This window comes from Pseudoalteromonas sp. SWN166 (assembly GCF_015864485.1).
GTDB lineage: Bacteria > Pseudomonadota > Gammaproteobacteria > Enterobacterales > Alteromonadaceae > Pseudoalteromonas.
Window position 1 is genome coordinate 1 of sequence record NZ_JADYXB010000010.1, and the last position, 22,721, is coordinate 22,721.

The following is a 22,721-nucleotide window of genomic DNA, read 5'->3' on the forward strand; positions in this document are numbered from 1 at the left end:
TGCACCTAATTTGCTTGGTGACAATAGCGTTTTGGACCCACCTGATTCCATGCCGAACTCAGTAGTGAAACGAAACAGCGCCGATGATAGTGTAGCATTTGCTATGTGAAAGTAGGACATTGCCAGGCTTCAAATTCAGTCGAAGGACTTTAATCTTAATAATTAAAAATAAGAAAATTGAAAAGAATTTTCTTGGTGACAATAGCGTTTTGGACCCACCTGACTCCATGCCGAACTCAGTAGTGAAACGAAACAGCGCCGATGATAGTGTAGCATTTGCTATGTGAAAGTAGGACATTGCCAGGATTTAATTAAGAGAAACCCGTTACAGCAATGTAACGGGTTTTTTGCTTTTTGAAATTAGTAAAACTTTGCATACTAAGAGACGATACGATTATTAATAGTGTATTATTTGCTATGTGACTCTTTACCGCTGTGGGCACTACGACATCCTACTGCGTAGCGCACCGACTTCATATTGTAGAGCGCCCGAATTTAAGATTCGGGCTTTTTTATGTCTGCAGAAAAGTGAAATACGCACAATTAATACCAATTCCATTAAGTATGTGATCTGAATTTTACGCCGAAAAAAAATTCAGTTCTAGGCGTAAATTGATGTAATACCAACCTGCATAAATCTTTGATCAATTTAACGAATTAAATTGCACTATAACGTCGTTAAAAATTTTTTATTTACGACTGCATGGATGCAGGAGGTAGAGCAATGCAGGGAGCAATTGCCGAGAACAACTAGATACAAAAATTTTTGCCTAGTTCTAGCATAATTTCCTTAACGTTAAATAGACCCCATACATAAGCAGATTGGTATAAATGGTTGCTCCCTTTACGAAATTGACAACAAAGAAATGGGTTGTTTTAGCAAGTAAAATAGATCAGCTATTTATTGGAATTGGTATAACACCCACTCACATCAATATTCATCACGTAGGTCGGGCGAGCGTAGCGACTCCCGACGCTAAAATTATAAAAATCTCCGCTCGACAACGAGTACGTAGCATTTGCACTGTGACTCTCCACCGCAGTGGGCACCATGACATTACCAGGATTTAATTAAGAGAAACCAGATACAGTAATGTGACGTTTTTTTCTATTTAAATTTTGTAAAATCTCACCGTTAAATTCGACAACAAAACTAGGTGCACTTAATAGCGCGTGTTAAAATCCAATTTTTATGAATGACGATATAGAGGTCTAGATTGCCTACAGCTGATTACCAAAAGGTGCTTGATGAAATAGCACATGAAGTGCGTCCTTTATTATCACAGGGGAAAGTAGCTGATTATATACCGGCACTTGCCGAGGTGGATCCAGAGCAATTTTCTATCGCTATTTATACAACTGATGGTGAAACTGTGTGCGCAGGGGATTGTTCTCAACGCTTTACTATTCAATCAGTTTCTAAAGTTATGACACTTACTATGGCACTACAGCGTTATGGTGATGAACTTTGGCATAGAGTTGGTAAAGAGCCTTCAGGTACAGCCTTTAACTCGCTTACACAGCTTGAGTTTGAAAAGGGGATTCCTCGTAACCCATTCATCAATGCAGGCGCAATTGTAACGTGTGATGCGTTATACAGCCGCTTATCTGCGCCAATGCATTCTATGCTCGAAACCTTCAGGTTATTAGCTGGTAATAGAGGCATAGTAATTGATAAAAAAGTCGCTAATTCAGAGTATGAGTTTAGGCATCGAAATGCTGCGATGGCGCATTTGATGAAATCGTTTGGTAATTTTGAAAATGAAGTTGATGATGTTTTGTGGGCTTACTTTAACTTTTGTTCTATTGAGCTTAACTGTATTGAATTAGCCAAAGCTTATAATTTTTTAGCTAATAAAGGTGTTGATAATCGTTCGGGAAATCGTGTTCTAAGTAGCCGTCAAAACAAGCAGCTAAATTCGCTTTTATTTACGAGTGGTTTATATGACGCTGCGGGTGATTTTGGTTACAGAGTAGGTATGCCAGGTAAGTCGGGAGTGTCAGGGACTGTTTTAGCTGTGTTACCAAATAAGTTTACTGTAGCTGTTTATTCGCCGGGGCTTAATTCGTTTGGTAATTCTGTTGCAGGAATCGCAGCGTTGGAGCTGTTATCTAAAAAACTCGATATTTCTATTTTTTAGCTAAACGAAAGGGAGCAGTAATTGCTCTAATGCCGATCATTTAAGAAATAGTTAATAGCACTTGAACGATCTTCTAGGTATGTAAGAATCCGAATTCTTTTGTAGAATTCGGATTTTTTATGCAACTTTCTAATGCTCTCGATATTATCAACAACATCAAACCTAATGAAGTTGAAACACTCGCAGATTTACTCCCTTTATCCCTTATCGAAGAGGCCTATGCGCTGACCGAAACCGTTACACTACGAAAAAGCAAACTAACCCTAGAATCGATGGCTTGGTTGTTGATCGGGATGGTTATTTATAATGACAAATCGATGGCCGATGTCGTTAATATGCTCGATATTGTTGACCGAGAAGGAAAGCCATTTGTTGCGCCAAGTGCTTTAACTCAGCGTCGTAAAAACCTAGGTGAAGCCGCCATGAAAGCCTTATTTGAATGCACCCAAAGACATTGGAATGATGACGCTAATCACCCTCATTGGAATGGGCTTACTTTACTTGGTGTCGATGGTGTTGTTTGGCGTACGGATGACTCCCCCCAAAATAATGAGGCCTTTACAAAACCGGCCAATACACAATACCCTCAGGGCAGAATGGTGTGTCAAATGGAGCTGAGCAGCCATTTAATAACGGGGAGCGCTTTTGATGATTACAAGGTCAATGAAATGGTGCTGGCTGAAAAGCTTATAGAAACCACACCCGATAACAGTCTCACTTTATTCGACAAAGGCTTCTATTCTTTAGGGCTTTTACATAAATGGCAAACGACTGGCAGTGAACGCCATTGGCTAATCCCCCTGAAAAAAAATGTGCAATATGACGTTATTCAAACATTAGGGCGTAATGATAAATTAGTCCAACTTAGCAGTAACCCAAGAGCAAGAAAAATGTGGCCAATGCTGCCTGACACCTTAATAGCGAGGTTAGTGACTCGAAAAATAAAGGGGAAATCATACAGTGTGATGACATCGATGACAGATCCGATGCGATATCCATCAGCCGATATAGGCGATATATACAGTCACCGCTGGGAGATAGAGCTTGGTTATCGCGAACAAAAGCAATATATGCTGGGTAATCGATTAACATTAAGAAGTCGCTTACCAGCGCTTGTAAAGCAAGAGCTGTGGGGAGTGTTACTTACTTATAATATGGTGCGATATCAGATGGTAAAAATGTGCCACACATTAAAAGGTGATTATTTACCATACCAACTCAGTTTCAATGGTAGTTTAGCTCAAATAATGAGGTTGCTTGTTGGATTACCTTATTCAACACCTGGAGCCATACCACGTCAGTTAAAATATTTTTATGCAATGGCAGAAAGCCTCATTCTAGAGCCTCGAAGGGATCGAAGTTTTCCTCGCTCAGTCAAGCCAAGACCGCAGCGGTACGCTAGAAATAAAAAAGCCGCTCACCTTAAGTGAACGGCATTAGTGCAATTGCACACCTTTTGTTTGTCTGTAAGTTAAAGGGTGTTGATCTTTGCAAATTTAACCTTGAAAGATCAACAGACCCTAATGCAATTACTATTGAACAGCGGTACACTTTATTTTTAATTTTGTGCGGCACATTATGACTCCCTCAACTTCTCTCATGCAGCCTATCGATTTAGATAATTGGCCTAGAAAACAACATTTTGAGTTATTTAAAAACTTCTCTCAGCCTTATTTTAATGTGTGCGTACGTTTAGACGCTCAAGCACTTTACGATTATTGCAAAACCAATCAACTTTCTTTTTTTCAAGCGTATGTATATTGCACTTTAAAAGCGTGCCATAAGGTAGATTCAATAATGCTACGTATTATAGATAGTAAGCCATGGCTACTTAGCAGTGTTCGCGCAAGTGTGGTTGAACTATCTGAAAACGATACGTTTGTTTTTAGTTATTTTAATAGCACAAGCGATTTTAAAGAGTTTGCAAGCCATGCAAATGATGTAAGCAAAAAAGCGAAATTACAGCCGTTATTCTCAGATGCCTTTTCCCAAACAGAAGGGCAGGCCGATTTAATTCATATATCTGTTTTGCCGTGGCTAAATTTTAGTGCGTTTTCGCATGCATTTAGTGAAGGGGAGAGTTTAGGCATTCCTAAATTCGTATTTGGACAGTTTGATAAACACACAGGCACAATGCCTTTAGCTATTGATGTACACCACTCATTAATGGATGGTTTGCACGTAGCAAAATTTATAAACACTTTGCAGGGGACCTTTGACACTTTTTGCAGAGGTTCACTTTAAATACATCATTTAGCGGCAGTGCAAAGCAGTAAACAATTTATAAGTAATCTATAAGCAATACGATGTGAATTACTTTATATTCAAATACATAACTTTATATAGTTGAAAAGCACGCGTGCTGGACATACTTATATACCATACCTTAGCTCAGGAAATCCCCATGATAAATGGACTGTTAATCTTTATTTTAATTCTTTTTGTGGTGATTTTCTGGCGTTGGCCATCAATTCAAAATCGACTATGGCGCAGTAAATATAAAGACTTTGCTTTAAATTCACAGCAAAAAGATATTTTATTGCGTTGTATGCCTATCTATAAAAAAATGACCGATGCAGACAGAGAAAAGTTAGAGCGACACATAACGTGGTTTTTAAACGAAAAACGCTTTGTGGGTTGTGATGGCTTAAAACTAACATCCGCAATGAAGCTAATTGTAGCGGCTGATGCGTGTGTATTAGTGCTCAACAAACCGTGGCCGTTATATAAAAATGTAAAAGAAATTTTATTGTACCCAAGTGCTTATTATGCACCGCAATCAACCCGCGATAGTGCAGGACTTGTTAGTTACCATAATACAGTAAGGTTAGGCGAATCATGGCCTGGTGGCACACTTGTACTCAGTTGGCATGATGTGCTTGAGGGTAATCGTTTACCAAGCGATGGACATAATTTAGTTTTTCATGAATTTGCGCATCAACTTGATCAAGAAACAGGTAAAACGACAGGCACACCCATTTTAAAAAGCTCAGCAGATTACGCTGAGTGGGGGCGAATATTTAGCCGCGCGTTTACTCAGTTAAAAAGTCATGTTGCCTATAGCATGCCGCATGTTATTCACAGTTACGGTGCGACTAATGAAGCTGAGTTTTTTGCTGTTATAACCGAAACCTTTCTTGAAAAGCCTGAGGAGCTGCGCCGGTACGATCCTGAAATTTATAGTATGTTGGTTAATTACTATCAATTTGACCCTATTGTTTGGCATTAAACCTATATAAACCGCGCTTTATCATATAACGCTGGCAAGTTGCGTTTGTTTTTGTTGCAATCATGTAAAATAGTTTTTACTGCAACAATAACAAGCGAGAAACGCATGAAAAAAATGCTTCATACAGTATTGGCGCTATCAGTGTCATTAGCGATAGGGCAAGTGAATGCCGCTGAAAAAGAAGAACAAAAATGGCAAGTAGATTCACCTAAAGGGCAATTTGTTGACGCTGCAATAAGTGTTGAGCAAGGTACATGGATGAATATCGATGTAAGCCCAGATGGTAAAACAGTGGTATTTGACTTACTTGGCGATATTTACACTATGCCAATGAGTGGCGGTACAGCAACAAAACTCACCTCTGATATTGCATGGCAAATGCAGCCTCGCTTTAGTCCCAATGGTAAAAGTATTGCGTTTACGTCAGATCAAGGTGGCGGCGATAATATTTGGACAATGGACTTAGATGGCGAAAATCAACACGCTGTTACTGACGAAACCTTCCGATTACTAAATAGTCCTGCATGGAGCCCTGATGGGGATTACTTAGTTGCACGTAAGCACTTTACGGCGAGTCGTTCACTCGGTGCGGGTGAAGTGTGGCTGTACCACAAAGCGGGCGGCAAGGGCGTACAGCTTACAAAACGAGAGAACGATCAAAAAGATTTAGGTGAGCCTATGTTTTCACCTGATGGTCGTTATGTTTATTTTTCGCATGATGCAACACCCGGTAAAACATTTCATTACTCAAAAGATTCTGTAGCGGGTATTTATAAAATTAAGCGCTACGACCGTGAAACAGGTGAAATTGAAACCGTAATCGATACGATGGGCGGTGCTATTAGGCCTACGCCGTCGCCAGATGGAAAAAAATTGGCGTATATAAAGCGTGATGACTTTCAAACAAGCCTCTATTTATATGACTTAACCAGTGGTGAGCACACAAAGCTTTACGATAAGCTTGAGCGAGACATGCAAGAAACATGGGCTATTCATGGTGTATACCCAACCATTGCATGGACACCCGATAACGAAGAATTGGTATTTTGGGCTGGTGGTACAATTCACAAGCTAGATGTTGCCGATAAATCTGTGAAAACCATTCCTTTTAAAGTACAAACTACTAAAAAAATTCAAAAAGCGGTGCGCTTTACACAAAACTTAGATACTGATGAGTTTGATGTAAAAATGCTGCGTAACGTGCAAGTAAGTCCTGATGGCGAAACGGCCATTTTTGAAGCACTTGGGCACATTTATAAACGCGATTTAGAATCGGGTAAAATTAAGCGTTTAACAAAGCAAACTGATCATTATGAATTATTCCCGCAGTACTCTCGCGATGGTAAAAAAATAGTTTACACCACATGGGATGATAACAAGCAAGGCTCAGTGCGTGTGGTGTCTGCGCGCAGTGGTCGTGGCGATACAATTACGAAAGAGCCAGGTAAGTACGTAGAGCCTACGTTTAGTCCAAATGGTAAAACGGTTGTTTATCGAAAAGCCACCGGTGGCAGTATACTAAATCCTAAGTGGTCACTTAACCCCGGTATATATAGCGTAAGTAGTAAAGGCGGGAAAAGTGAGCTAATTTCAAAAAGTGGTTACCAGCCTCAATTTGGTGATGCAAACGATCGCGTTTTTATAATGAGTCCTTGGCCAAAGCCAACGCTAAGTGTGGTTGAGCTTGAAAGTAAAAAAGTTCGCAAATTATACGAGTCAGAGCATGCGACTGAATTTAGAGTATCGCCAGATGGTAAATACCTCGCGTTTGCGGAGCGATTTAAAGTATTTGTAACGCCGTTTGTCCAAAGTGGTAAAACAATTAATATTGGGCCTAAAGATAGTCAATTTCCAATAGAGCAGCTATCGGTACGTGCGGGTGAAAATATTAGCTGGAGTGCTAAAAGCAACACGCTTTATTGGACATTAGGTGCAGAGCTTTATCATGCAAGCCTTGATGGCATGTTTGCTATTAATAAAGCCGAAGATGCCGATTTTAAAGTAAAAAGTGGCGATAACATCGGTTTTAGTAAAAAAATGGCTGAGCCAAAGGGAATGATTGCGCTTACTGGTGCAAAAATAATAACTATGGATGGCGAAAAGGTTATTGAAAATGGTGTAATTATCACTGATGGCAAGCATATTAAAGCAATTGGTACAGCCAGCGATATAAGCATCCCTAAAGGTGCTGAGGTTATTGATGTAACAGGCAAAACAATTATGCCCGGTATTGTTGATGCTCATGCACATGGCTCGCAAGCAAGTGACGAAATTATACCTGAGCAAAACTGGAAAAACTTTGCAGGTTTAGCGCTGGGTGTAACTACAATTCACGATCCATCAAACGATACCTCTGAAATATTTACCGCAAGCGAAATGCAAAAGGCAGGCATGATTGTTGGCCCGCGTATTTTCTCAACCGGTACTATTTTATACGGCGCAAATATGCCAGGTTATACTTCGCATATTGACTCGTTAGACGATGCAAAATTTCATTTAGAGCGCCTTAAAAAAGTAGGTGCGTTTAGTGTTAAATCGTATAACCAGCCTCGCCGTGAGCAGCGCCAACAAGTTATCGAAGCAGGCCGGATGCTTGAAATGATGGTTGTCCCTGAAGGCGGCTCATTATTACAACATAACTTAAGTATGATTGTAGATGGACACACAGGTATTGAGCATTCAATCCCTGTAGAGCACATATACGACGATATAAAGCAGTTATGGTCGCAAAGTGATGTTGGTTATACGCCAACTTTAGTTGTGGCTTATGGTGGCATTTGGGGTGAGAACTACTGGTACGATAAAACTGATGTGTGGAATCACCCGCGTTTAAGTAAATTTGTGCCTAAAAATCAATTATTACCACGCTCAATGCGCCGCATTAAAGCGCCCGATCATCACTATAATCACTTTAATAACGCACGCGTTGCTGCTGAGCTACAAGATTTAGGTGTATTGGTTAACTTAGGTGCTCACGGTCAGCGTGAAGGCTTAGGTGCTCACTGGGAGATGTGGATGTTTGCACAAGGCGGAATGACTCCACTTGAGGCTATACGTGCATCAACAATCGACCCAGCTAAATACTTAGGGCTTGATAAAAACGTAGGCTCGCTTGAAGTGGGCAAACTTGCCGATTTAATGGTTATAGATGGCGATCCGCTTAAAAATATTCGAGATTCGGATAAAGTAGATTACACCATGATCAATGGTCGATTATTCAATGCAGAAACGATGAATGAAGTGGGTAAAAAAGAACGTCAACCGCTTTACTTCGAAAAGCTATAATTTATTTTAACTTTTTAAGAGCGGCTATTAGCCGCTTTTTTTAGCTTTGTATTATGTGTTTTAGCAACGCAGTGCTTGGCATTACGAGTGATTGATTATGCATAACACGCGCTTGGCATATTAACCCTTCTTTTAAAGTAAATAATGTTTGTGCGATATTTTCGGCTTTAACTTTATTATTTCTTAGCTGAGGAGTGGCAAGTAAAGCATTCAATATAATTTTAAGCACAGCGTGTTTATGTGCTTTACACTGTATTGCAATAGAATGTGCTGGAAATGGATATTCAGCTGCTGCATTTATAAAAAAGCACCCATTAAAATCACCCAATTCAGGCACTGCATTATTAAACCAACTCGTTAACCCTGCAAATAATCCACTAGCTACGTCAAAGGCATTTTGTTTTTCACAGGTTTGTTTTAGCCAATTATTAAAATTTTTATCACGCATGGCTAAGCAAGCAAGTATTAGATCATCTTTGCTTAAGAAGTGATTATAAAGCGTTTTCTTAGCGATACCTGAAACGGCTAGAATTTCATTAATACCCACAGCATGTATACCTTTGTTATAAAAGAGATTAAGTGCTGTTGTAATGATTTGCTCTCGTTTATTCATGAAATCCCTTAAATATTAGCCGAAGTATATCTTGACATAAGTAGACAGACTTGTCTATTCTTGCCAGGTAGACAGGTCTGTCTCCCATTATTTAAAGGTGTAACATGAATATTGAAAATATTAAATCAGCCTGTATTGCTGGCTTTTTTTCAGCGCTGGTATTGGGGTTTTTAGCTTGGCTTAATAATATGGGAGACTACGGGCTATGGTTGATGGCACCTTTTGGTGCAACGGCGGTACTTGTGTTTGGTATTCCAAATAGCCCATTAGCACAGCCAAAAAACGTGATTGTTGGCCATCTTCTAACAGCATTTGTAGGGATTGTTTTTGTTACTTATGTTGGTGATGGTAGTGTATCTATTGCATTAGCTGTTGGTGTTGCAATTACACTCATGATGCTCACTAAAACAGTGCATCCTGCGGCGGATGCTAACCCTATTTTGATTATTGTATCAGGGCAAAGTTGGGACTTTTTGATTATGCCAGTATTAGTCGGGACGATGTTTATTGTTATTTGTGGCTTTGCTGCAAAGTGGTTACTGTCTTCTTCGGTAAATAGCGGGCATAAAAAAACCGCTTAACGCGGTTTCTTTTAAAAATCATAAATGTTGATTAAACAACACCGCGCGGTAAGCGACAGTCATGATCTTTACGTGCTAAAATTACAATCCAAAGTTCTTCCGCTGTGTAACCTTCTTCTTCGTTTTCGGTAACAACAGTGAATGGCGCTTTTTTCTGTGCTTTTACAGGCGCAGCTGCTTTTGGTTTTTTCGTTTTAGTTGTTTTGCCAGAGTTTAACTTTTTAGTTAGCTCTGCTACGTCAGCTAGGCGTAAATTTTTACCACCATCAATGCTGTACCAACCAGGTTTGGTTGTGATTTCAGGTTTTTTACCATTGGCAGTTTCGTACGCTGCTTCAAAGGCAGATAACACTTCTGTTTTGTCTAGTTTGCTCATCAGAGACCCTATACGTTGTGAACACAGATAAAGAAGCCGTATTTATACCTATTTTAAAACAGTTTTTCAATTTTTTGCGATTTTCCTTCCATTTTAAGCCTATAAACGCCAAAATTTGCACAAAATTCAGTGTTAAGTAAGGTAAGTTATATGCAGCGTAGAGAATTTAACCAACTCCTAAATGACATTTTAAAACCGCATTTAATTAAAGATTTTTGCCCAAATGGCTTACAAGTCGAAGGTAAAAACGAAATTAAAAAAATTGTGACGGGTGTAACTGCCAGCCAAGCATTAATAGATGCCGCTATTGAGCAACAAGCTGATGCTATTTTGGTTCATCATGGCTTTTTTTGGAAAGGAGAATCTCAGCCAATAACAGGTATGAAAAAGCGTCGTATAGCTGCGTTACTAGCAAATGATATTAATTTATTTGGATATCACTTACCACTCGATATTCATCCAGCAGTTGGCAATAACGCGCAACTTGCAAAGTTATTGGATATTGAAATTGAAGCAGGGCTAGAGCCAACTTCAAATAGCGTAGCAATGAAAGGGCGTTTAAAAACACCATTAAGTGGTGAAGCGTTTGCAGATAAAATTGCAAAAGTGCTTAACCGAAAACCACTTACAAGCCTCGTGCGCTTAGCTAAAATTGAAACCATTGCACTGTGTACTGGTGGTGGGCAAGGCTATATTGACTTAGCTGCAGAGCAAGGCATTGATGCCTACCTAACAGGTGAGGCATCGGAGCAAACTATTCATAGCTCTCGTGAGCAAAATATTGATTTTTTTGCAGCTGGGCATCATGCAACAGAGCGCTATGGCGTAAAAGCTTTGGGTGAGTTGCTTGCTCAAGAACATGGCTTTGACGTCACGTTTATAGATATAGATAACCCTGTTTAGTAGTATTTGTTTCTTAGTGAAAAACTAAAGCGCTTCTGGGTTTGCCCAGCGGCGCACTGTGATCCATGCATTTCCAATTACTTCATGAGCATACTGCGTTACTACCATTAAAGCCTGAGCATTAGGTATAAATTGTTTATACCACGGTAATACAGCAAAGTTATGGTAATCAGTGGCTGCGGTTATTACTTCAATACCTTGAGCATTAAATAAGTCTTTAGCGCGGGGCATGTGCAGCACAGATGTTACTAGCGCAACTTTAAAATCAACTAATTTAGGTGCTAATAGTTTAGCTTCTGCTGCGGTATCCATCGCTTTAGGATTTTGGAGTATACGACTTTTATTAATTCCTAAACTAATTGCCGTTTGATACATAAGCCCGCTATTAGTGGTATTTTGGTAACCTCCTCCTGAAACGATAAGTTCTGCATTAGGGTAGTGCTTTGCTAGTTTTACACCTTCTACTAAGCGCGTTAGCGCACAATTACCTAATTGATTATTTGAACTTAAAGCCGAATTTGGATTTATATCGCAACCGAGTACGACTATTTTGTCTATTTTAGGATGCTTTAAGGCATTAAATGCAAGCGACGTAGGTTCATTATTGTGGATAATTAAATTGGCAATAAAGGGGGTGCTCAATGCAAGCAATACAACTAAGCTTAAAGTTGATAAGAAGAGAGCTGATTTACGACCTTTAAATGCAAGTAGTAGCATCAGGCACGTAAATAAACCAAATAGGGGCAGTGGCATTAGCAAGCCACCAATCAATTTTTTAATAACAAACATAAGAGTTAAACGCTGTAGAGTTAATTACAGCGATATTACTCATTATATTGATGATTATCGACCGTTATTTAACTTACACGTATTTAAAAAGTGACGATAAACAGGGTTGTCTTTCATGTCTTTTTTCATTGCTAAATACATAGGACGAGTAAGGCCAAGAGCGCCCAAAGGAATTGACTTTATTAGGCCTTGGCTCTCGTAAGGTGTAACTAGCCAATCAGGTAAAGCCGCAACGCCCATTCCGGCACTCACTAGTTGAAAAATAAGTAATCCTTGGTCAACCGTTTTTAACGTACCGTCAAAACGAGCATTTTGAATGAAATGCTTAAATATATCTTGGCGTTCACGCGGGATAGGGTATGAAATAATAGTTTCGTTTTTTAAATCAAGCGCTGTTACATACGCTTTTTTAGCAAGTTCATGATCCGGCGCCACAATCAGCTTTAATTTAAAATCAAATAAGTGCGCGTATTCTAATGTATCGGGTTCACGTATGTCTGATGTTAAAACTAAATCGAGCTCGTCATTTAATAAATCAGGAATTGCGTCGTAACTAAAGCCGCGCTCGTAATCAATTTTTATATCAGGCCAAAAGTTATTAAATTCTTTAATAGTAGGCAATAACCAATGAAAACATGCATGGCATTCCACACTCAAACGCAGTTGAGAAATAGGCTGATTTAAGCTTTCTTTCAAACGACATTTAGTCGCTTCCATTTTTGGCAGTATTTCGTGAGCTAACTCAAGTAATAGCATTCCCTGAGGGGTAAAGCGTACAGGTTGAGTTTTACGCTCAAATAATTGGCAATCCAATTTATTCTCTAAATCTTTGATTTGATGAGATAAAGCAGACTGTGTTAAAAATAACTCTCGTGCTGTATTAACCAAAGATCCTGTTTCTTTTAGGGTTGCTATGGTTTTTAAATGTTTAATACCAATCATCTTTAAAAATTCTCATGGGGAAAGTGAGTTCAGCTCAGATTAATCACATACTACGCCTATGCAACAAACGTTTCAACGTCTAGATGGCTAAAGTTGTGCGATTTATTATAGTTTATTGCTATGAATCGCGAAAATATTAGAATTATTAATGATAGAAGTCATTTAAAAACTGGTTTGATGAGTTTTAGATGAGTTTGCTTCATGTTGTATTTTGAAATGTATTAATTGTGATATGTTTAATCTCTGCGTAAATGTCGACTGTATAGATAATTAAGAGGTGAGGGTATTACGGATAAATTAATTTAGATTGTGATTTTAAAGCTAGGGTTGAGAAATAGCAGGGTAAGTACTTAGTTATATGCTTAAAGTAGTAAAAATCACGTGGAAAACTAAAATAGCTTTTACATGATTTAAGTTTAGATCAATAAAAATTATATACGTAATACCTGAGCCAGCGACATACTCGCTGGCTTTTTATAAGGGCTTTTTATAAGGGCTTTTTATAAGGGCTTTTTATAAGGGCTTTTTATAAGGGCTTATTGATAAGTAATATGGCTTCTTTGGCTGTGACCGGTTTTGACTTTAAAAAGCCTTGGCCGTAATCGCATGCGGTCGATTGTAAAATAGCTAATTGCTCAGGTGTTTCTATTCCCTCAGCAACCACTTCAAGCTTTAACGATTGTGCAAGTGATAAAATAGCTTCAACTAGAGGATTCGTGGAGTCTTGTAGGTGATCAATAAAGCTTTTATCTATTTTTAAAATATGAATAGGCAATTGATGTAAGTAGCCGAGTGCCGAGTAACCCGTTCCAAAATCATCAAGGCATAACTTTACTTTTAGAGGTGATAGCCCCTCGATTATTTGGGTGGCGAGCTCTAGATTTTCTATTAAGCCTGACTCGGTAATTTCTAAGCACAAAGAACCTAGAGGTAATTGATACTTATTATAAATAGAGTGTATTTGGGCTACAAAATCGAGACTTGCAAAGTGTCGTGACGATACATTAACCGTTACTTTTAAAAAACGGTGCCCTTGTTTATGCCAATTTGAAATATGCTGGGCTGCTAAATCGAGTAAATGTAGGTCAAGATTTATAATTTGCCCTGTGGTTTCAGCTATTGGTATAAAGTCATTAGGTGGTACAAACCCTTTTGTAGGGTGATGCCAGCGCACAAGTGCTTCAAATCCGATAACTTCACTTGTGGTTATTGTAAAAATGGGTTGAAAATAGAGCTCAAACTCGTTGTGTTCAATACCGTGTTGTAGGTCGTTTTCAATATCGGCATGAGTTTTAAGTTTTTTACGCATCGCGTTGTTAAAAAACTTAACCTGACCACGTCCAGTCGATTTAGCTTCGTACATAGCAGCATCTGCTTGTTGCAGTAATATATAAGCTTTATCATTTATATCATCAGCATAGGCAATGCCGATACTCGTAGAGGCCTGAAGTAAGTGGCTATCTACATTAAGAGGTTTTGCTAATACGTCTTTGATTCTGTTTAAAGCTTCATTAACTTGGTTTTTATGCGTGATATTTTCCATAAAAATAGCAAATTCATCACCGCCTAAACGTGCAAATGTATCAGTGCTTCTTACTGTGCTTTTAATCAGGTCGCATATTTTTATCAGGAAATGATCGCCTACTTCATGCCCAAGCGAATCATTAATACTTTTAAAACGGTCAAAGTCTAGATACAACAATGCATGGCTAGTGCTTTTTTTTGCACGTGTTAAACACAAAATAGCATGTTTTATTCTCTCAATAAGCAATGAGCGATTAGCAAGGCCTGTAAGCTCATCATGTAATGCTTTATGCTCAAGCTCTTGTCGTGCTAACTGCCTATCTATAGCCATACTTATTTGGCGACTCACATAGGTGAGAAGGGTGCTATCGTGTTCGTTGTAGTGCTGCGTTTTATCATAGCTTTGTACGACAATAACACCACTAATACGATCACTTGTTTTAAATGGAACGCCTAACCAAGACTCAGACTGCCTACCCACCATTTTAAAATCACCGTTATTTATATGACTTTGAAACGCGTCTTTATCGAGTAATAAGGTTTGCTCTGTTTGCAGTAAATAATACGAGGCTGTGTCTTTTAGCTGTTCTTTAGATATTTTTTGATGAGTTTTGGAATTTATGCCTTCTTCGACTATATAAACGAGATCGAGTATATCTACTTTTTTGTCGTATAGAGCAATAAAAAAATTATCAGCGAGAAGTAAATTATTGATAATTGAATGAAGGGCTTCAAAAAATGTATCTAAGTCGTTGGCTTTATAGGTTAGATTTGCTATTTGTAATAAGCTATTTTCTAATTTTTGTGCATTATTAAGTTGTTCAACTGTTTTTTGTAAGCTGTTTACCGTATTTACTTGGTTGATTTTTGCACTGAGTAAGTGAGCAACGGTTGTAAGTATTTCAAGATGCGCGTTGGTAAAGTAGCTCTTAATTGGATGTTCGCAATCAATAACACCCAAAACTTGTTCTTTATATATAAGAGGAACACATAGCTCTGATTGAGCTGGGCGTTCATCAGCAATGTAGCGACTATCTTTCGTTACATCATCGATAATCACCGCTTTTCCTGTCGTTGCAACAGCACCAGTAATACCTTCACTAAAGCGTATAACTTTACGCTCTGCTTGATATTTATCGCGCGCGTGAGCAATACCCATCGATGCAACTTGGTTTAATGTATTTGCTTTATTGTCAGCAAGATATATAACACAATCAACAAATCCTAAACGGTTTACAACATGCGTTGTAACATACTCAAATAACTCTTCTAGTGTATCGAGTTGTAATAAGCTAGATGAGAACTGATTTATAATACTCAGTTGATCAGTTTTTATTTCAAGTGCTCTAGTAGCATCAGTTTTGTAAGACATAGGCAATTTATATTATTCTTTTTATTTTTAAATACAGGGTTAAGTTAACCTAATCTCGTATTTTTGTACAAAATAAAGCGATGAGTGGTTTTAATTTTTAGTTAAAAGCCATGATAATTAGCTTTAGGCGATTGTAAATTATTGCAATAAGGTAATACAGTTGAATTAGCTCATTGCGCTTTAATTACATACCTCGGCAGTGTCATCAATATAAAATATTATTTTTAATAAAATCTTTACTCGAAAACATCATATGCCTATGATCGAATAAATTCAGCCGTGGAACAAAGTAATGACTAATACAACTTCAAACTCAGCAACAACATTAACAATAACTCGCCCTGATGATTGGCACGTACATTTACGTGATGGCGATCAATTAAAAGATACTGTACGTGATATTAGTCGTTATATGGGTAGAGCAATAATTATGCCTAATTTGGTGCCGCCTGCAACTTGTACAAATACGGCATTAGCATACAGAGAAAGAATTATGGCTGCTAAACCACAAGGTAGTTTTGAGCCTTTAATGGTGCTATATCTTACAGAACAAACAACGGCGGACGAAATAAAAAAAGCAAAAGCAACGGGCAAAATAGTTGCAGCAAAACTATACCCTGCTGGCGCTACAACAAACTCCGATTCAGGTGTCACGTCAGTAAAAAATATTTACCCTGTTTTAAAAGCAATGCAAGAAGTTGGTATGTTGTTGCTAGTACATGGAGAAGTAACCGATTCATCTATTGATATTTTTGACCGCGAAAAAGTTTTTTTAGAGACTATTTTAGAGGATGTAGTAAATGATTTTCCTGAACTTAAAATTGTACTCGAACATATCACAACCAAAGATGCAGTAGAGTTTGTAGTTAATGCGCCAAGCAATGTAGCTGCAACAATTACAGCTCATCATTTACTTTATAATCGTAATCATATGCTAGCAGGTGGAATTCGCCCACATTATTATTGTTTGCCAATCCTCAAGCGTAATACTCATCAACAAGCGTTGATGGGCGCTGCAATTAGTGGTAATAAAAAGTTCTTTTTAGGAACTGATTCTGCACCACATTATAAAGACAAAAAAGAAGCTGCTTGCGGTTGTGCTGGCGCCTATACGGCTCATGCCGCTATTGAGTTATACGCTGAAGCATTTGAAGATGCGGGAGCTCTGGATATGCTTGAAGGGTTTGCAAGCCACTTTGGACCTGACTTTTATGAGTTGCCGCGTAATACCGATACGATTACATTAGAAAGAAAACCATGGAAAGTACCAGCAAGCTACGCTTTAGGCGACTCTGAGGTTGTACCTATAAAAGCTGAAGATACTATTGATTGGTTTGTTAAATAGTTAATAATATATATTCAAACTAAAAGCCGCTTAATTTTTAATGCGGCTTTTATGTTTGTGTTTTTGATAATATAGGAGTGTAATTTCGGTGATATGGCAGCTGTAGAGGGCTTTAATATGCGTTTTCAGTAATATATATTACAATAATACTTTATAGTTTCTGCTTGTAAATTAGTCAGTTAAAGGCGATTTAAAACAAATATATATTTTTAATAAAAAATTCCCAATTAATAGAGCGAAAAAAAAAATAATGTGTTAATCTTACCTTGCTTTGAGTTTTATGTATTGAATTTACGGATATTGTGCTGCGTTTAAGGTTACCGGTTAGGTTATTACTTGTTCCTGTACTGTACCTCCATATTTTTGAGCATTGACTCAGGGAGGATATTGCCATAATAATATGGCTGAATTTTAATTATTGACTTACAGGAAAATTTAGTATGTCGGTTACTGGTAAAGTAAAGTTTTTCAACGAAGCTAAAGGCTTTGGTTTCATTGAACAAGAAAATGGTCCTGACGTGTTTGTACATTTCAGCGCAATCACTGGTTCTGGTTTTCGCACTCTTAGCGAAGGTCAAGCAGTGACATTCAGCATCAAACAAGGTCAAAAAGGCCCTGAAGCTGAGAACGTAGAAGCAGCATAATTTATTATGTGAACTCTAGTTCATCTTGGTGAAGCAGTTTTCTGTTTCACCATAATTTCCTCTTTCAACATATCCTTTCTTCATCACCCACAAATATCTTAATCTTAAATTCAAAACTATCTATCCATATCTACGTAAATTTCTTATTTTAATGTAAGCTTCCAAAGTATTTATTTATCGAATAATTCAATAACTTCACCACCCTCTAACGCTGTTAAATCATTTTCTATAGTTTATTAAACTAGTATCAAATTATACCAATCTGCTTATATCCGCTCGCTTAATTAAGTGATCTATTTTGAGGCAAGAAAACCGTGTCGATAACAAGATAAAATTTCGTTATTTGGTTGTTCTCGGCAATTGCTCCTGCATTGCTTTACCTCCTGCATCCATGCAGTTGTATATCAGAAGTTTTTAACGCAGTTAGCGTAAGATTTAACCTCTCAAATTGATTAAGTATTATTGCGGGTTGATATTATATATGAGATCTATTTAAGCAGATTGGTACAACTAGAAATGGGGGACTGCTTTTATAGGCCTCTACTGTGTTAGATAATTAGAACTAAGGCTCATTCTCGGTATATTTTTGTACAGTAGAGCGACTTTTTTGAATAGTCTAATTTAGATAAATTTAAGAGAGTTGAAAACTAATTTAAAGCACTAAATAAAGCTAGCCTCATTATCGAGAGTGATTGGCTGGTTTGGGCTTGCTTAAGTGAACTCATTATTAAGATTATTATTACTATTTATGGGAAATACATTTCAAAAAAATCTTTGAGAATGAACCCATAAAGTGGGTGTTTGCAGTATTTGAGGTAATCTAGTGTTGTTTTTTTGTGCGACAAACGGTTTGTTTTCTCAGATGAAGTGTTAGCGAAGAGATAAAATGTGTCGAAATCGTCTAAAAAATAACTTTTGTTATATCTATCTGTATTTTTTTTAGTTTTTTTTCAGTGCGAATTCAGGCTTAGCTAAATGTTGCAATAATGTTGTTTTATGTCAGTGCAATGCGAATAAATACACCCCTTAAAAGGCTTTAATAGAAATATTAAGAGAAAGCTTGGTTGCAATAATGTTAACAATTGTGCGCTGGTACTTTTGTTTAAGCATCAACTTAGCTATTTATTTACTGCGATTAGTAAACATCAAGTTGACAGCGCTAATTGCATTTAGCATTATTGGAAGGTTGATATCTATTAAAAGATATCAGGGTTGTTCTCCTCGGAGGATAATTAAATTATAAAAGTAACATTACTTAATTGGTTGGGAACTATGTCTGTTAAAATCAGAAAGAGTCTTGTAGCAACTGCGTTGGTTGGCGCATTTGCATTTGCAAGCAGCAATGTGATTGCAGATCCTTTGAATGACGTGCAAAAAGCAGGTCAACAAATTCAAAAGGCTGCGGTTAAGTCTCAAACTAAAATTGACAATGTATATGGTCAAACTCAGGAGCTAATCGCTGAGTACCGTAGCGTTGTTGATGAGACTGAACTTATGAAAGTGTATAACGATCACGTGTCGCGCTTGGTTGATAGCCAAAACGCTTCTATTGAGTCGTTTGATCGTCAAATCGCTACGATTGATAACACGAAACAAAACGTTGTGCCTTTGATGTATCGCATGATCGATACGCTTGAGCAATTCATCAAAGCGGACGTTCCATTTAATCTAGAAACGCGTTTAGGACGTGTTGAAAGACTACGTGAAATCATGGTTTCTGCGTCTGTAACGACGTCTGAAAAATTCCGTCAAGTACTTGAAGCTTACACTATTGAAACAGCATACAGCTCTCTTGTATCTGCTTCTCAAGGTACATTAGAAGTTGATGGCAAGAGCATTAACGTTGATATCGGTCAGTTAGGTCGTATCACTTACGTTGCTCAGTCTTTTGACTTGAAACATGCTTGGGTGTGGGATAACAACACTAAACAGTGGAAAGAATTAGGTGAAGAATACCTAAAACCTGTTAAAGAAGTTATTCGTATGGCGCGTAAGCAAGCGACATTAGAACTTGTTAAACTACCTATCTTTGGCGCGGAGTAATCAATAATGAAGAAACTATTTAAAGGTTTTGCTGTTGCCGCAGTACTAACTGTTTCTGCAGGTACCGCGTTAAATGCACATGCAAATACTGGAGCTCTAGATAAAATTCTTGAGCAAGTAAAGCAAGAGCGTATCTCTGAAGGTAAAATCGATAAGAAACGTGAACAAGAGTTCTTATCAGATCGTGCTGACAAGCAATCTTTACTTAATAAAGCTAAAAGCCAACTTGCTTCTGAGAAGTCTCGTGGTGAACGCTTAACTAAGCAATATGCACAAAATGAAAATACGTTAGCAGAAAAAGAAGCAGCTCTTCAAAGTGCCCAAGGTACTTTAGGTGAGATGTTTGGTGTTGTACGTCGTGCAGCTCAAGACGCTATCGGTTCTATCGAAGCATCACTAGTTAGTGCTGAGAAACCAGGCCGTGCTGAAATCTTACGTTCATTAGCTGCTGCTAAAGAACTTCCAACTGTTCGTGAACTTGAAGAACTTTGGATTTCACTTCAAACAGAAATGACTGAATCAGCTAAAGTTTCAACTTTTGAAACTGAAGTTGCTGGTCTTGACGGTAACCCGTCAATGAAAAAAGTAACGCGTATCGGTAACTTTAACTTAGTTACAGACGATGGTTACTTAATTTATTCACCAGAAACTAAGTCTATTCAGCCTCTAGGTAAACAACCTGATAGCTATATTTTAGACGGTATCACTGATCTTGAAAATACATCACCAGATAACTACGCTGGTGTTTATATCGATCCGACTCGTGGTGCTATCTTACGTATCAACACTCAAAAAGCGACACTTATGGAATACTTCCATCAAGGTGGCGTAGTTGGTTATATCATTACAGCTTTACTAGCTTTAGGTATGCTAATTACTCTAATTCGTTTTGTTGACCTTACACTTACTACTAGTAAGATTAAGAGCCAGCTTAAAAATGTTGCTACACCGAATACAAATAACCCACTGGGTCGTATTCTTAAAGTGTACCATGACAACAAGAACCAAGATGTTGAAAACCTTGAGCTTAAACTTGATGAAGCGATTCTACGTGAAACGCCACGTATCGAAGCTGGTATCAATATAATTAAGATTCTTGCTGCAATCGCACCATTACTAGGCCTACTAGGTACAGTAATCGGTATGATCTTAACGTTCCAAACAATCACATTGTTCGGTACGGGTGATCCGAAGATCATGGCAGGTAACATCTCTCTAGCACTTGTAACTACAGCGCTAGGTCTAATTGCTGCATTACCACTAATTCTACTTCATGCTCTAGTAGCTGGTCGTAGTAAGTCGGTATTACACATCCTTGATGAGCAAAGCGCGGGTATCGTTGCTACTCACGCGGAGAAGGAGAAAGCCTAATGCTAGTCCTGATGGAGATATGGGAATCTATCAGGGATTTTGTTGGCACAGGCGGCCAGGTTTTATACGTGGTCGCGATAGCACTCTTTCTGATGTGGGTTTTAATGATTGAGCGCTATTGGTTTCTACTTGCAGAGTTTCCTCGCACAGCGAAAGAAATTGTAGCAAAGTGGGATGCCCGCCAAGACACTACGTCTTGGTACGCACACAGAATCCGTGAAGCATGGATTTCTGAAGCGTCTGAAAAATTAGATCAGCGTATGTTGTTGATTAAGACATTAGTAGCTGTTTGTCCTTTAATAGGCTTACTTGGTACTGTTACTGGTATGATCTCGGTTTTTGAAACCATGGCCAACCAGGGTACGGGTAACGCACGTTTAATGGCATCAGGTATTTCAATGGCAACAATCCCAACAATGGCTGGAATGGTTGCGGCACTATCTGGAGTGTTTTTTAGCTCACGTCTTGAGACAAAAGCTAAAATGGTGAAAGCCAAACTTATTGATAGTATGCCTCATCACTAGAGAGAGAATTAAATATGGCACGTAAACAACGTTTTCGTGAAGAAGAAGAAGCAGCGGTTGATATGACGCCAATGCTTGACATCGTATTTATCATGCTTATTTTCTTTATCGTAACTACATCGTTCGTTAAAGAGGCTGGTATCGAGGTCAATAAACCAAAAGCTGCCCAAGCTACTAAGCAAAAAAATGCTAACATTTTTATTGCTATTCGTAGTAACGGCGAAATCTGGGTTGATAAACAACAAATTGATGTTGAACGTATTTCAGCAAAAATCGAAAGTTTATTAGCAGAACAACCTACTGAAGTTGTGATTATACAAGCTGATAAAGAAGCTAAACATGGCACAGTGGTTAAAGTTATGGACCAGATTAAAGCGACGGGTGACAACCTTAGAATTTCAATAGCTGGAGATCAGTAATGATTCGTTTTCTGTTTTCACTGATTGCAGGTGGGGCAGTTACTTTCGGCTTGTTCTACTTCATGGCCTTCCTCATCTCTGGTGGGGCTGACCGTAATACGGAACAAAAAGAGCAGATCATAGTCGAAATAATGACGAATCCGCCTGAATCTAAGGTGCAGGAGAGGAAGCGTGTACCGCCTCCTCCTCCGCCACCGCCAAAGCAGCCGCCTAAACCGCAGCCGCCACAGCCGGAAAATAATAATCCAAACCCTGGTGCTATGTCATTTAACATGGGTAGCATTGATGTTGGTAGTTCAGCTGGTGGACTAAGTGGTCCTGGTGCATTTGGACGAGATGGTGATGCGACACCTATCGTTCGTATAGAACCAAAATATCCAACGCAAGCAGCACGTGATGGCAAAGAAGGTTGGGTACAACTTTCATTCACAATTGATGAGTTAGGTGGAGTAACTGACGTTGAAGTAATTGACGCAGATCCGAAGCGTATCTTTGACCGTGAAGCTAAACGTGCACTGCGTAAGTGGAAGTACCGTCCTAAGATCATTGACGGAAAACCACAGAAACAACCAGGTTTACAAGTTCAATTAGACTTTAAACTTAACCAAGGCAACTAAGGA

At 38.4% G+C, this 22,721-nt stretch carries 19 protein-coding genes and 2 rRNA genes; 16 read left to right on the forward strand and 5 right to left on the reverse strand.

The features are described 5' to 3' along the window. The first annotated feature begins 13 nt into the window (after window positions 1-13). From rrf (I6F49_RS08045) to I6F49_RS08075, 7 genes are all read left to right on the forward strand, one after another. A 5S ribosomal RNA gene (rrf, locus tag I6F49_RS08045) occupies window positions 14-128 on the forward strand. 63 nt (window positions 129-191) lie between these two features. Beyond that, a 5S ribosomal RNA gene (gene rrf, locus I6F49_RS08050) occupies window positions 192-306 on the forward strand. Window positions 307-1,217: 911 nt separating this feature from the next. Further along, window positions 1,218-2,141, forward strand: a complete 924-nt coding sequence (gene glsB, locus I6F49_RS08055; RefSeq protein WP_197179672.1) for a glutaminase B — start codon at window positions 1,218-1,220, stop codon at window positions 2,139-2,141. Between the two features lie 119 nt (window positions 2,142-2,260). Beyond that, window positions 2,261-3,571 (forward strand): IS4 family transposase, encoded by a 1,311-nt coding sequence (locus I6F49_RS08060; RefSeq protein WP_197179674.1) that lies wholly within the window; start codon window positions 2,261-2,263, stop codon window positions 3,569-3,571. A gap of 169 nt (window positions 3,572-3,740) precedes the next feature. Further along, a complete protein-coding gene (locus I6F49_RS08065) occupies window positions 3,741-4,385 on the forward strand; it encodes a chloramphenicol acetyltransferase (RefSeq protein WP_197179820.1) in 645 nt (214 codons plus the stop codon). Window positions 4,386-4,545: 160 nt separating this feature from the next. Further along, window positions 4,546-5,370 carry a M90 family metallopeptidase gene (locus I6F49_RS08070; RefSeq protein WP_197179676.1) on the forward strand — a complete coding sequence of 275 codons (825 nt, stop codon included), beginning with the start codon at window positions 4,546-4,548 and terminating at the stop codon, window positions 5,368-5,370. Window positions 5,371-5,475: 105 nt separating this feature from the next. Continuing rightward, the gene (locus I6F49_RS08075) at window positions 5,476-8,655 is read left to right on the forward strand and encodes an amidohydrolase family protein (RefSeq protein WP_197179678.1); all 3,180 of its coding nucleotides are present in this window, start codon (window positions 5,476-5,478) and stop codon (window positions 8,653-8,655) included. A 40-nt stretch (window positions 8,656-8,695) separates the two neighbouring features. On the opposite strand, the gene I6F49_RS08080 is transcribed toward I6F49_RS08075, so the two are convergent. After that, a complete protein-coding gene (locus tag I6F49_RS08080; protein ID WP_197179679.1) occupies window positions 8,696-9,268 on the reverse strand; it encodes a TetR/AcrR family transcriptional regulator in 573 nt (190 codons plus the stop codon). A gap of 104 nt (window positions 9,269-9,372) precedes the next feature. Here I6F49_RS08080 and I6F49_RS08085 point away from each other — a divergent pair, with 104 nt between their 5' ends. After that, window positions 9,373-9,849, forward strand: coding sequence for an HPP family protein (locus tag I6F49_RS08085; protein ID WP_197179681.1), 477 nt, complete (start codon window positions 9,373-9,375; stop codon window positions 9,847-9,849). A 31-nt stretch (window positions 9,850-9,880) separates the two neighbouring features. Here I6F49_RS08085 and I6F49_RS08090 read toward each other — a convergent pair whose 3' ends face one another. Next, on the reverse strand, window positions 9,881-10,225 hold the full coding sequence (locus tag I6F49_RS08090; RefSeq protein ID WP_166420644.1) for a hypothetical protein: 345 nt from the start codon (window positions 10,223-10,225) through the stop codon (window positions 9,881-9,883). Between the two features lie 150 nt (window positions 10,226-10,375). On the opposite strand from I6F49_RS08090, the gene I6F49_RS08095 reads away from it, so the two are divergent. Next, window positions 10,376-11,128 (forward strand): Nif3-like dinuclear metal center hexameric protein, encoded by a 753-nt coding sequence (locus I6F49_RS08095; RefSeq protein WP_166420645.1) that lies wholly within the window; start codon window positions 10,376-10,378, stop codon window positions 11,126-11,128. A 24-nt stretch (window positions 11,129-11,152) separates the two neighbouring features. Here I6F49_RS08095 and I6F49_RS08100 read toward each other — a convergent pair whose 3' ends face one another. The 3 genes from I6F49_RS08100 to I6F49_RS08110 form a co-directional block, all read right to left on the reverse strand. Next, on the reverse strand, window positions 11,153-11,917 hold the full coding sequence (locus I6F49_RS08100) for a YdcF family protein (RefSeq protein WP_197179683.1): 765 nt from the start codon (window positions 11,915-11,917) through the stop codon (window positions 11,153-11,155). A gap of 54 nt (window positions 11,918-11,971) precedes the next feature. Beyond that, window positions 11,972-12,859: a LysR family transcriptional regulator gene (locus tag I6F49_RS08105; RefSeq protein WP_197179685.1), complete on the reverse strand. Its 888-nt coding sequence runs from the start codon at window positions 12,857-12,859 to the stop codon at window positions 11,972-11,974. A 526-nt stretch (window positions 12,860-13,385) separates the two neighbouring features. Then, a complete protein-coding gene (locus I6F49_RS08110; protein WP_197179687.1) occupies window positions 13,386-15,755 on the reverse strand; it encodes an EAL domain-containing protein in 2,370 nt (789 codons plus the stop codon). Window positions 15,756-16,047: 292 nt separating this feature from the next. Between I6F49_RS08110 and pyrC the strand changes: the two genes are divergently transcribed. The 7 genes from pyrC (at window position 16,048) to I6F49_RS08145 (ending at window position 22,718) form a co-directional block, all read left to right on the forward strand. Further along, window positions 16,048-17,100, forward strand: a complete 1,053-nt coding sequence (gene pyrC, locus I6F49_RS08115; RefSeq protein ID WP_197179688.1) for a dihydroorotase — start codon at window positions 16,048-16,050, stop codon at window positions 17,098-17,100. 440 nt (window positions 17,101-17,540) lie between these two features. After that, the gene (locus tag I6F49_RS08120) at window positions 17,541-17,744 is read left to right on the forward strand and encodes a cold-shock protein (RefSeq protein ID WP_002961702.1); all 204 of its coding nucleotides are present in this window, start codon (window positions 17,541-17,543) and stop codon (window positions 17,742-17,744) included. A gap of 1,272 nt (window positions 17,745-19,016) precedes the next feature. Beyond that, a complete protein-coding gene (locus I6F49_RS08125) occupies window positions 19,017-19,787 on the forward strand; it encodes a DUF3450 domain-containing protein (protein WP_024590812.1) in 771 nt (256 codons plus the stop codon). A gap of 6 nt (window positions 19,788-19,793) precedes the next feature. Further along, window positions 19,794-21,158: a MotA/TolQ/ExbB proton channel family protein gene (locus I6F49_RS08130; protein WP_166420650.1), complete on the forward strand. Its 1,365-nt coding sequence runs from the start codon at window positions 19,794-19,796 to the stop codon at window positions 21,156-21,158. Beyond that, window positions 21,158-21,682, forward strand: a complete 525-nt coding sequence (locus tag I6F49_RS08135) for a MotA/TolQ/ExbB proton channel family protein (protein ID WP_002961709.1) — start codon at window positions 21,158-21,160, stop codon at window positions 21,680-21,682. The genes I6F49_RS08130 and I6F49_RS08135 overlap by 1 nt, the downstream gene beginning before the upstream one ends. 14 nt (window positions 21,683-21,696) lie before the next feature. Next, window positions 21,697-22,101 (forward strand): ExbD/TolR family protein, encoded by a 405-nt coding sequence (locus tag I6F49_RS08140; protein ID WP_007583867.1) that lies wholly within the window; start codon window positions 21,697-21,699, stop codon window positions 22,099-22,101. Continuing rightward, window positions 22,101-22,718 (forward strand): energy transducer TonB, encoded by a 618-nt coding sequence (locus I6F49_RS08145; RefSeq protein WP_007583869.1) that lies wholly within the window; start codon window positions 22,101-22,103, stop codon window positions 22,716-22,718. The genes I6F49_RS08140 and I6F49_RS08145 overlap by 1 nt, the downstream gene beginning before the upstream one ends. Window positions 22,719-22,721: the final 3 nt, after the last annotated feature.

What these genes read in the sequence shown, in the direction of transcription:
- I6F49_RS08060 (WP_197179674.1), top strand. Translation starts at nt 2,261, where the DNA reads ATGCAACTTTCTAATGCTCTCGATATTATCAACAACATCAAACCTAAT.
- I6F49_RS08065 (WP_197179820.1), top strand. Translation starts at nt 3,741, where the DNA reads ATGCAGCCTATCGATTTAGATAATTGGCCTAGAAAACAACATTTTGAG.
- I6F49_RS08070 (WP_197179676.1), top strand. Translation starts at nt 4,546, where the DNA reads ATGATAAATGGACTGTTAATCTTTATTTTAATTCTTTTTGTGGTGATT.
- I6F49_RS08075 (WP_197179678.1), top strand. Translation starts at nt 5,476, where the DNA reads ATGAAAAAAATGCTTCATACAGTATTGGCGCTATCAGTGTCATTAGCG.
- I6F49_RS08080 (WP_197179679.1), bottom strand. Translation starts at nt 9,268, where the DNA reads ATGAATAAACGAGAGCAAATCATTACAACAGCACTTAATCTCTTTTAT.
- I6F49_RS08085 (WP_197179681.1), top strand. Translation starts at nt 9,373, where the DNA reads ATGAATATTGAAAATATTAAATCAGCCTGTATTGCTGGCTTTTTTTCA.
- I6F49_RS08090 (WP_166420644.1), bottom strand. Translation starts at nt 10,225, where the DNA reads ATGAGCAAACTAGACAAAACAGAAGTGTTATCTGCCTTTGAAGCAGCG.
- I6F49_RS08095 (WP_166420645.1), top strand. Translation starts at nt 10,376, where the DNA reads ATGCAGCGTAGAGAATTTAACCAACTCCTAAATGACATTTTAAAACCG.
- I6F49_RS08100 (WP_197179683.1), bottom strand. Translation starts at nt 11,917, where the DNA reads ATGTTTGTTATTAAAAAATTGATTGGTGGCTTGCTAATGCCACTGCCC.
- I6F49_RS08105 (WP_197179685.1), bottom strand. Translation starts at nt 12,859, where the DNA reads ATGATTGGTATTAAACATTTAAAAACCATAGCAACCCTAAAAGAAACA.
- I6F49_RS08110 (WP_197179687.1), bottom strand. Translation starts at nt 15,755, where the DNA reads ATGTCTTACAAAACTGATGCTACTAGAGCACTTGAAATAAAAACTGAT.
- pyrC (WP_197179688.1), top strand. Translation starts at nt 16,048, where the DNA reads ATGACTAATACAACTTCAAACTCAGCAACAACATTAACAATAACTCGC.
- I6F49_RS08120 (WP_002961702.1), top strand. Translation starts at nt 17,541, where the DNA reads ATGTCGGTTACTGGTAAAGTAAAGTTTTTCAACGAAGCTAAAGGCTTT.
- I6F49_RS08125 (WP_024590812.1), top strand. Translation starts at nt 19,017, where the DNA reads ATGTCTGTTAAAATCAGAAAGAGTCTTGTAGCAACTGCGTTGGTTGGC.
- I6F49_RS08130 (WP_166420650.1), top strand. Translation starts at nt 19,794, where the DNA reads ATGAAGAAACTATTTAAAGGTTTTGCTGTTGCCGCAGTACTAACTGTT.
- I6F49_RS08135 (WP_002961709.1), top strand. Translation starts at nt 21,158, where the DNA reads ATGCTAGTCCTGATGGAGATATGGGAATCTATCAGGGATTTTGTTGGC.
- I6F49_RS08140 (WP_007583867.1), top strand. Translation starts at nt 21,697, where the DNA reads ATGGCACGTAAACAACGTTTTCGTGAAGAAGAAGAAGCAGCGGTTGAT.
- I6F49_RS08145 (WP_007583869.1), top strand. Translation starts at nt 22,101, where the DNA reads ATGATTCGTTTTCTGTTTTCACTGATTGCAGGTGGGGCAGTTACTTTC.